Consider the following 7,573-nt stretch of genomic DNA (forward strand, 5'->3'; position numbering starts at 1 on the left):
TAAAGTTTTTCGATTTCTAATTGCATTATCATGTGTCGAATCTGTTGGATTAAGTTTGATAATCATGAAGCCTAATTTAGTGTTATCAAATATCTTTATTATTCCAGAATTTGCAATTCGATTATTCTCAATACAATCTACAATATTATCATATGCATCTGTACAACAGAATGTACAACTTGTAAAGTTACACAACCCAAATCCTTTGCAATCACGGCTTGTTCTGCCCCATTCGTCCCAAGTAGCATAAAACAAATGAAATTTAACAGGCGTTTCTCTTGTAGTCGTACTGTTAATATTCTCTTTCGTTTTTGAAATAGAATTTAACTCTTCGTTTTCTGTGCAAGAAATTAAAATAATTAATGCATAAATTGATGAAAATAAAATATTTTTTTTCATGGCTAATAAACTTCCCCTTATATTAATTCGGACTACCGAAAGGACGATAACTTTGGGTACTATTTTATAGGGTTAATTTGTACCGCCCTCTTGCTAATATTTTCTACTGTTATTACTAACCGTTTCTTCAATTTCCTTGCTAAGATCTAGGGAGTCTACATGCGATTTTTGGACAACGTTGGAGAAAATAATAGAAATATGTTATTTGTATTTTCTACGTAATTTTAAATAATCCCATAATTTTGAATTCATTCTTCCCCAATAATTTGAAATATCAAGTTGAATAATAAAAATGCTCTTATCTGTATTTCCTACACTTAGCTTGTCGTATATCTCTTTTGCAGTTAAAGTTGTTTCTACGATCCAATTGTCATCAAAATACTTCACCCAACTCCCTAATGTTTTAACTTTGCTTTCAAAGAAAAAAGCATCAGAACTTTTAAATTGAATTAAATATGTCTTTTTCATTTGTTAGATCTTTTGAGCGATTTTATATAATTTTTTGAATTCAGTCAATCTTGTTTTCCAAACGCCATTCCATTCAATTTCAACCGTAAAACGGATTGGCTTAAGATTTTGTGCATATAAGCTAAAAGTTGCTGTCCATTTTCCTTTAGCAGTCTCTTTATTATTTTCAATTTCCCCGATAGTTAGTAGAGGCGGTTTGTTTATTTTTTCGGATTCAGGTGTGGAGATCTTTTCAGGTGCTAAAATTTCGACTATTTTAATTAATTTTTTTCCACCTGGTGGAATAATTATGGTATGAGATTCTGATCCATTCCAATTTAATGCAGCCCCAGAGCATTCAATATTTTGAGATATTGTTGAGTCTTTGGGTATATATTCTAATTTGTCAAGATAAATCTCTGCATTCAATGCGGGCATATTACCGATATTTTTGACTTCTATTCTTGAATAATATCGCTTTGCAACTGGTATATCACTTGCAGTTTCTGATTCTAATGACGAATTTAAATCTTCTATGGTCATTTCGTCTGGGGTACAAAATTGAATGATTGGTCGTTTCCATAATTCCCTGAGATCATCTTTAAAGAGAGCTACTAATACTGCAAAAAAGGTAATTATTGCAGAAATAATGGCGATCAGTAAACGATAATAGTCACTTTTTGTTAAATTTTCATCTGTAAAATTTGGGTTAAATATTTCCATTGGAATATAATTTCCGAATGAATATCCAATCATTCCAATAATTAGTAATACGCTTATTTTATAAAGTTTCCGCATTTAATTTCTATTCATTATTTTGGTTTATTCTAATAATTTTCTAGGGTTAAATTTCAAAACTATCAATTTTTGAAATTGAAAAACGTTTTTAATTGTTTACAATCGATTAAAAATGTTTGTAAGTAGGAAAGAAAGTAGAAGAAAGAAGGGAATAGTAAATTACCCCTCAAAAAAGTTGTTTTTTAGCAATTGTTTGTAGAATTTTGGCACTTTAATACAACCTATGGAAACCATACATTACATCAGTTCCGATTTATTAGCGCTTGAAACCATTAACGAAATTGTTTTTCAAGGAAAACAATTGGCATTATCGGAAGAAGCAATTGTAAATATTGAAAAATGCAGAACGTATTTGGATGATAAAATGAAATCGCATTCTGAACCCATTTATGGGATTAATACCGGGTTTGGGTCGTTGTGTAATGTGAAAATTTCCAATGAAAATTTATCCAAATTGCAAGAAAATTTGGTAAAATCACATGCTTGTGGAACGGGTGAAGCAGTTCCGCATGAAATTGTAAAGATCATGTTGTTGCTCAAAATACAATCGTTGAGCTATGGACATTCGGGTGTGCAACTGCTTACCGTACAACGTTTGATCGATTTTTATAACCATGATATTTTACCACTTATCTATACCCAAGGTTCTTTGGGGGCCTCAGGGGATTTGGCACCACTAGCTCATTTGTCCTTGCCTTTATTAGGGGAAGGCGAAGTCTATTGTGATGGGTTTCGTCAACCTGCCGCAAAAGTATTAGCAAAAATGGGGTGGGAGCCTATCGTATTGCAATCCAAAGAAGGTTTGGCTTTGTTAAACGGTACGCAATTCATGAGTGCTTATGGGGCGTATTGTTTGCTCAAATCCCAAAAAATAGCTTATTTAGCCGATGTTATTGGTGCTATTTCTTTAGAAGGTTTTGACGGGCGAATCGAACCCTTTACCGATTTAATTCATTTGATTCGTCCCCACAAAGGGCAGGTACAAACGGCCGAACATTTCAGGGATTTATTAGAAGACAGTCAAATCATAGCACAATCCAAAGCACATGTACAAGATCCGTATTCGTTTCGTTGCATACCGCAAGTTCATGGTGCTTCCAAAGATGCGATTGACTATGTAAAGAAAGTATTTCGCACCGAAATCAATTCGGTTACCGATAATCCCAATATTTTTGTTGGGGAAGATTTGATCATTTCAGGTGGAAATTTCCACGGGCAACCTTTGGCTTTAGCGTTAGACTTTTTAGGCATCGCCTTGTCAGAATTGGGAAGTATTTCCGAACGCAGAACCTACCAATTGATTTCGGGATTGCGCGGATTACCACCTTTTTTAGTTAACAATCCCGGACTGAATTCGGGCTTCATGATTCCGCAATACACCGCTGCCAGCATTGCCAGTCAGAACAAACAATTGGCCACTCCAGCGAGTATCGACAGTATTGTTTCTTCCAACGGTCAGGAAGATCATGTGAGTATGGGGGCCAATGCTGCGACAAAAACCTTACGCATTGTTGAAAACGTAGAGCGCATATTGGCGATAGAATTATTTAATGCTTCGCAAGCTATTGAGTTTAGAAGACCTTTACAATCTAGTGATTTTATCGAAAGCTTTTTAAAATCATACCGCGAAGAAGTTTCCCTCGTTACCGAAGACCGCATTTTGCATTACGATATTGAAAAATCAATTGCGTTTTTGAACAGTTTTCAAATTGATTTTGACTAAATATCAGGGCTTATTTTAAACGTTTTGCAATAGAAATAATCAGAACAATTAAGGCAGCAGCTTCTGCTAATAAGCCGGTAGCAAGCAGTGCTGTAGCGCCAGGCCAATGCATAATTTTAAATAATGCACCAATTATAGTGATAGCAATTCCTAAGGTTAAAAATAAAATTGGAAGGGCATGTTGTTTTTTCATCCGTACGGTTATTTCGTTATTTCCACTTAAAATTCTTTTCAATTGCTTTGATCATTTCTCCGGCGATGTCTTTTTGAGTGGCACCTTCAATTCCTTCCAAACCAGGAGAAGAATTCACTTCTAACAACAACGGTCCTTTAGACGAACGAATGATGTCTACACCTGCTACTTTTAAATTCATCGCTTTGGCTGCTTTGATGGCAATTTTTTTTTCGTCGGCCGTTACTTTTACGATGGAAGCGGTACCTCCCAAATGAATATTCGCTCTAAATTCACCCGGTAATGCCTCGCGTTGCATAGCAGCCACCACTTTTCCATCCACAACAAACAAACGCAAATCTTTTCCGTTGGCCTCTTTGATGAATTCTTGAACTAAAATGTTGGCATTCAAGCTTTTAAAGGCGTTTATTACCGATTCAGCTGCTTTTTTAGTTTCAGCCAAAACAACTCCTTTTCCTTGTGTGCCTTCTAATAATTTTACGATTAAGGGTGATCCGCCTACCATTTTTATTAAGTCGTCGGTATCTAAAGGTGAATTGGCAAATCCGGTAGTTGGAATATCCACACCATTATTCAATAACAATTGCAAGGAAAACAGTTTGTCTCTTGATTGCGTTATGGCTGAAGCATTGTTTAAAGCAAACACTTTTAGGGCTTCAAATTGTCGGGTTAACGCACAACCATAATATGTCATGCTGGGGCGAATGCGCGGAATGATGGCGTCAAAATCGTTTAAAACTTTACCACCACGGTAATGAATTTCGGGTTTGGTGGCATCGAGTTTCATGTAGCAATATTTGAGGTTCAAAAAGTGCATTTCATGCCCTCTCAATTCGCCGGCTTCAATAATACGTTTATTACTGTATAATTCTGGATTACTCGCTAATAGTCCAATTTTTAATCCTTTTTTGGTCTCGTTGGATGCGTAGTAATATTCTTTTAATTTTTCGGTTGTGGGTTGGCCCAATAAATAGCGTTGTTCGGGATCGACCAATACTCTCCCCGACATGGCTTCGCGTCCCAACAACATGCGGAAACCCATGGAATCCCTGTTGGTAAGTGTTACTTCGATTTCCCAAGTTTTGCCTCCAATTTCGAGTTTTGTTTTGATGACATACCGTTGTTCTCTAAAACCGCTAGAACTTTTTACCACGCGTTTGTCAATAAGAGGCGCTTCGCAATGAATAACCGCTTTGGCATTGTTTTGTATGGGATTGATGTCAAATTTTACCCAACTTTCACTGTTTTTTTCGAAAATAGCAATATTAATAGCATGTAAGGCCGAAGTTTTTGCTCCCGAATCGACACGCGCTTTAATTGTTGGAATACCTAGCGTAGGGAAGGAGCACCATTCTTCGCTACCTACAATAACTTTATCTAGCATTTTTAACCGTATGAATTAGGATTCTAAAGTAGTATTTTTTTCAATACAAATAGATTTTTTGTAGTATAAAAAAAACCAAGCTAAGCGCTTGGTTCTTCTAGTTTTTTAATTTGGATCACAAGTTCCTGATTGGCTTCATCTAATTCCATAAAAATTTGATCGCCTTCATGAATCTTAGAAGTGATAATCTCTTCTGCTAGAGCATCTTCGACATATTTTTGAATTGCCCGTTTTAGTGGACGTGCACCAAATTGCTTGTCAAATCCTTTGTCGGCAATATAGTCTTTGGCTTGTTCAGAAAGTTGTAGGGTATAGCCCAATTCTTTAACTCGAGCGTATAATTTATCCATTTCAATATCAATAATTTTATCGATATCGTGTTTTTCAAGCGCATTAAATACAATTACATCATCAATTCGGTTTAAAAATTCGGGTGCAAAAGCTTTTTTCAAAGCGTTTTCAATAATGCCTTTGGAGTGTTCATCAGTTTGTGCATTTTTTGCAGCGGTACCAAATCCAACACCGGTTCCAAAATCTTTTAATTGGCGTGCGCCCACATTAGAAGTCATGATAATGATCGTGTTTCTAAAGTCGATTTTTCTTCCCAAACTATCGGTTAGATGGCCGTCGTCTAATACTTGTAGGAGCATGTTGAACACATCGGGATGCGCTTTTTCAACTTCGTCTAGAAGTACCACACAATAGGGTTTTCTTCTGACTTTTTCCGTCAATTGTCCGCCTTCTTCATAACCTACATAGCCAGGAGGTGCACCTACTAATCTAGAAATGGCAAATTTTTCCATGTACTCACTCATGTCGATACGAATGAGTGCGTCTTCTGAATCAAACAATTCTTTTGCAATAACTTTGGCCAATTGTGTTTTACCTACTCCGGTTTGGCCCAAGAAAATAAAGGAGCCAATCGGTTTGTTTGGATCTTTCAAACCAGCTCTATTTCGCTGAATGGATTTGGCAATTTTTTGAACTGCTTCATCTTGTCCAATTACCTTACCTTTAATGAGTTCAGGTAAATGAGCTAACTTATTACTTTCAGTTTGAGCTATACGATTTACGGGAATTCCAGTCATCATTGAAACCACGTCAGCAACGTTATCTTCCGTAACGGTTACCTTGTTATTTTTAGCATCTTCTTCCCATTGTTCCTGTGCAATTGCTAAATCTTTTTCAATTCGTTTTTCGTCGTCACGAAGTTTAGCAGCTTCTTCGTATTTTTGTTTTTTAACAACTGTATTTTTTAGTTCACGAACATCTTCTAATTGTTTTTCCAATTCTAGAATTTGTTTGGGGACATCGATATTGATGATATGAACACGAGATCCTGCTTCGTCTAAAGCATCAATTGCTTTGTCAGGCAAGAATCGATCGGTCATATAGCGATTGGTTAATTTTACACAAGCTTCAATCGCCTCTGGTGTATATATAACGTTGTGATGGTCTTCATATTTGGGCTTGATGTTGTTCAAGATGGTAATGGTTTCTTCTACAGATGTAGGTTCAACGATTACTTTTTGAAAACGTCTTTCTAATGCGCCGTCCTTTTCAATATATTGTCGGTACTCGTCTAAGGTGGTAGCGCCAACGCATTGTATTTCACCGCGTGCTAAGGCAGGTTTGAACATATTAGAGGCGTCCAATGAACCGGTAGCTCCACCAGCACCCACTATGGTATGAATTTCGTCAATGAATAAAATGATGTCATCGTTTTTTTCCAATTCGTTCATCACAGCTTTCATGCGTTCCTCAAATTGTCCGCGGTATTTGGTTCCGGCAACTAAGCTGGCAAGATCTAGCGTTACGACACGCTTATTGAAAAGATTACGAGATACTTTCTTTTTGATGATGCGCAAGGCCAATCCTTCTGCAATTGCTGATTTACCTACGCCGGGTTCACCAATTAACAACGGATTGTTTTTCTTTCTTCGGCTCAATATTTGCGATACGCGTTCTATTTCTTTATCGCGACCAACCACAGGATCTAATTTGCCTTCTTCAGCCATTTCGGTTAAGTCACGACCAAAATTATCCAATACAGGTGTTTTAGATTTTTTATTGGTTTTATTACCCGATGAAGGTGTGTTGAATCCGCCATCTTTGAGACTGTCATCTTGTCCGCTATCGTCGTTAAATGATTCGGCTTTTGGTGTATTTTCTATATAATCCTCTTCGTTTGTCATCATAGCCGTATATTGTTCTTTAACCGTTTCGTAATCAATTTTAATTTTGTGAAGTAGTTTTGTTGTCGGATCGTTTTCATTTCTAAGAATACAAAGCAACAAATGGGCGGTACTAATTTCAGAACTGTTGAATAATTTTGCTTCTAAAAAAGTAGTCTTTAAAGCACGTTCGGCTTGTCGGGTGAGCAACAAGTTTTTCTTTTCAATATTTTGAATGGCATTGGGATTAGCTGGACTCAAGATTTCTACTTTTTTTCTCAAGTGTGAAAAATCAACGGCTAAATTATTTAAAATACTGATAGCAGTTCCGTTTCCATCTCGCAGTATGCCTAGTAAAAGGTGTTCTGTGCCAATGAAATCATGACCCAAACGCAAGGCCTCTTCTTTGCTGTAAGAAATTACATCTTTAACTCTTGGTGAAAAATTATCGTCCA

At 36.5% G+C, this 7,573-nt stretch carries 7 protein-coding genes; 1 reads left to right on the forward strand and 6 read right to left on the reverse strand.

Annotation, left to right across the window (positions count from 1 at the left end; genetic code table 11):
- The 3 genes from ACIQ6Z_RS08260 to ACIQ6Z_RS08270 form a co-directional block, all read right to left on the reverse strand.
- Positions 1–399, reverse strand: a 399-nt coding sequence (locus tag ACIQ6Z_RS08260) for a hypothetical protein (protein WP_396210427.1), incomplete at its 3' end; no start/stop codon positions are given.
- A gap of 201 nt (positions 400–600) precedes the next feature.
- The gene (locus ACIQ6Z_RS08265; RefSeq protein WP_396210428.1) at positions 601–867 is read right to left on the reverse strand and encodes a hypothetical protein; all 267 of its coding nucleotides are present in this window, start codon (positions 865–867) and stop codon (positions 601–603) included.
- A 3-nt stretch (positions 868–870) separates the two neighbouring features.
- Complete coding sequence (locus ACIQ6Z_RS08270; protein WP_396210429.1) at positions 871–1,602, reverse strand: hypothetical protein; 732 nt, start codon at positions 1,600–1,602, stop codon at positions 871–873.
- Between the two features lie 265 nt (positions 1,603–1,867).
- Between ACIQ6Z_RS08270 and hutH the strand changes: the two genes are divergently transcribed.
- Complete coding sequence (hutH, locus tag ACIQ6Z_RS08275) at positions 1,868–3,367, forward strand: histidine ammonia-lyase (protein WP_396210430.1); 1,500 nt, start codon at positions 1,868–1,870, stop codon at positions 3,365–3,367.
- 10 nt (positions 3,368–3,377) lie between these two features.
- Here the strand turns inward: hutH and ACIQ6Z_RS08280 are convergent, their stop codons facing one another.
- The 3 genes from ACIQ6Z_RS08280 to ACIQ6Z_RS08290 all read right to left on the reverse strand — a co-directional run.
- Positions 3,378–3,560, reverse strand: coding sequence for a hypothetical protein (locus ACIQ6Z_RS08280; protein WP_396196439.1), 183 nt, complete (start codon positions 3,558–3,560; stop codon positions 3,378–3,380).
- Positions 3,561–3,576: 16 nt separating this feature from the next.
- Positions 3,577–4,944, reverse strand: a complete 1,368-nt coding sequence (rimK, locus tag ACIQ6Z_RS08285; RefSeq protein WP_396210431.1) for a 30S ribosomal protein S6--L-glutamate ligase — start codon at positions 4,942–4,944, stop codon at positions 3,577–3,579.
- 80 nt (positions 4,945–5,024) lie between these two features.
- The coding region (locus ACIQ6Z_RS08290; RefSeq protein ID WP_396210432.1) for an ATP-dependent Clp protease ATP-binding subunit at positions 5,025–7,573 on the reverse strand (2,549 nt) is incomplete at its 5' end.

Source organism: Flavobacterium sp. (assembly GCF_044376915.1).
Classification (GTDB): Bacteria; Bacteroidota; Bacteroidia; order Flavobacteriales; family Flavobacteriaceae; genus Flavobacterium.